The 1,684-nt window shown below is 44.3% G+C and carries 1 protein-coding gene; it reads right to left on the minus strand.

Annotation, left to right across the window (positions count from 1 at the left end; translation table 11 throughout):
* Nucleotides 1-344: 344 nt before the first annotated feature.
* Nucleotides 345-1,684, minus strand: a 1,340-nt coding sequence (locus A9G31_RS11905; RefSeq protein ID WP_176700396.1) for a hypothetical protein, incomplete at its 5' end; no start/stop codon positions are given.

Consider the following 1,684-nt stretch of genomic DNA (forward strand, 5'->3'; position numbering starts at 1 on the left):
AAATTTGAACATCTGAGCATAGCGAAGATGGCCTCGTAGAGGCGAGTATCAGGATGATACGAGTATTGCCGTAGGCCACATTCTGTAGCCTTGCGAGGGGTTTTTAGGGGATTTCGCAAAAAATCCCCTAAATCGGACGTTGTCACTGTAGCTATTTTGTTCACCAAAGGTCAAAACGTCCGAAACCTTGCCGTACTAAAAATAGACCACCGCTTTAAAGCGCCACAGCGCAACCCTAAGGAAAACGCCCCAACTTACGCGGGGGCTTTGTTCTTTGTTATATTATCCTCTCAAGCACCATAACCACCCCCGCGCTCTAAGGATTAAGAACTAAACGCTAAGAACTAAGGTGCGGTGCAAACAGCGTAATTACTGCCGGAAGCGATGTAGTTGTTGACGAAGCCGTTGTACGAGGTGACAACGAACTGAGTGCTACCTGCTACGTCACTCGTCCAGTCGTAGAAGTCGACGAAGCCCGCATCAGCGTAGTCGAGCATGAAACCCCACTCCGTGAAAAATCCTGCCCCTATGTGACGCTGATACCTATTTCCTGGTGAACTAGGGGCTGCGCCATCTATGCCATTTACACATGGAAACCAAGTATTATCTACACCACACTTCGCATTGGTTAAATCACTTACCCGTGGCATTCGATAACCCAAACTTCTACACCATGCTAATTGGTCACTATAACTTTTAAGTTGATTATCCCGATTGACGAACCACTGCCTTAACACAAATCCATACCTCACCTCATTACCATTACTATCCCTTCCCACCAACTCGAAGGTCTGTGGCAAAGATGGACGTGTAAGTGAACCAGGATTACTTGAGCTTATCTGACTACTACTTGCCCTTGGACCTGTTAATGTTACCCGTGTTACATTTTTTGATTTATCTGTAATCCAATTATCAGCTTGGATAGTACGGTTATCTGGGGATGTGAATGTCCCTGTTAACGGCCTTGTCCATCTCACCGTTGCACCTAGACTGCCACTTGTGTTAACTGTCCAATTCAACTGACCTCCGTCAATACCACCTATGTCCAAATCAAAATACAATCCATCTGAACCTGTAGTAGGAAAGTTTCTGTCGTAAGATGATGGGTTTGTTGACTGAACTAAAAAACCTTTCTTAGGATTCCATATGTTAGATGGGCCTGCGGAGCTGCCTGCGCCAAAGTTTAGATTCGGCCTGACCGAACAAATAACCGGCTGTGACGGCAAAGTGATATAATAAACCGCTGAGCCTCCGTAAAAACGACTACTATTTGGCACTCCATACTGTGTAGTTAAACTTCCCCCTGTACTATCTAAAGTGACCTTATAAGGCGATTTACATACACTTATTGCATCACTACGACTAATCGTAGCGCCATCTTTATCCTTTATTACTAACGATATACTCCCTGTTGCAGTAACACCATTTGTACCCTGTCCATCCCCATCATCATCTCCCCACTTCCCTTGGCTGATTAGACTATTTAAACTAATAGATGTTGTACCCGACGGCAATACCGTATGAATATCATTAAATGTATAATTTCCACTTGGTAACATTATCGGATTTGTAACACTTGATGTGTTTGTTGACTGAGTGATACGTCTTCCATCTGGCAACTCGATTGCCAAAAATGTGTCTGTATCGGTTGCCTTGGTTCGACCACCGTCAAATGTTAAATACG

The sequence above is a fragment of the Gilliamella sp. Gris1-4 genome (genome assembly GCF_001690335.1).
GTDB lineage: Bacteria > Pseudomonadota > Gammaproteobacteria > Enterobacterales > Orbaceae > Gilliamella > Gilliamella apicola_P.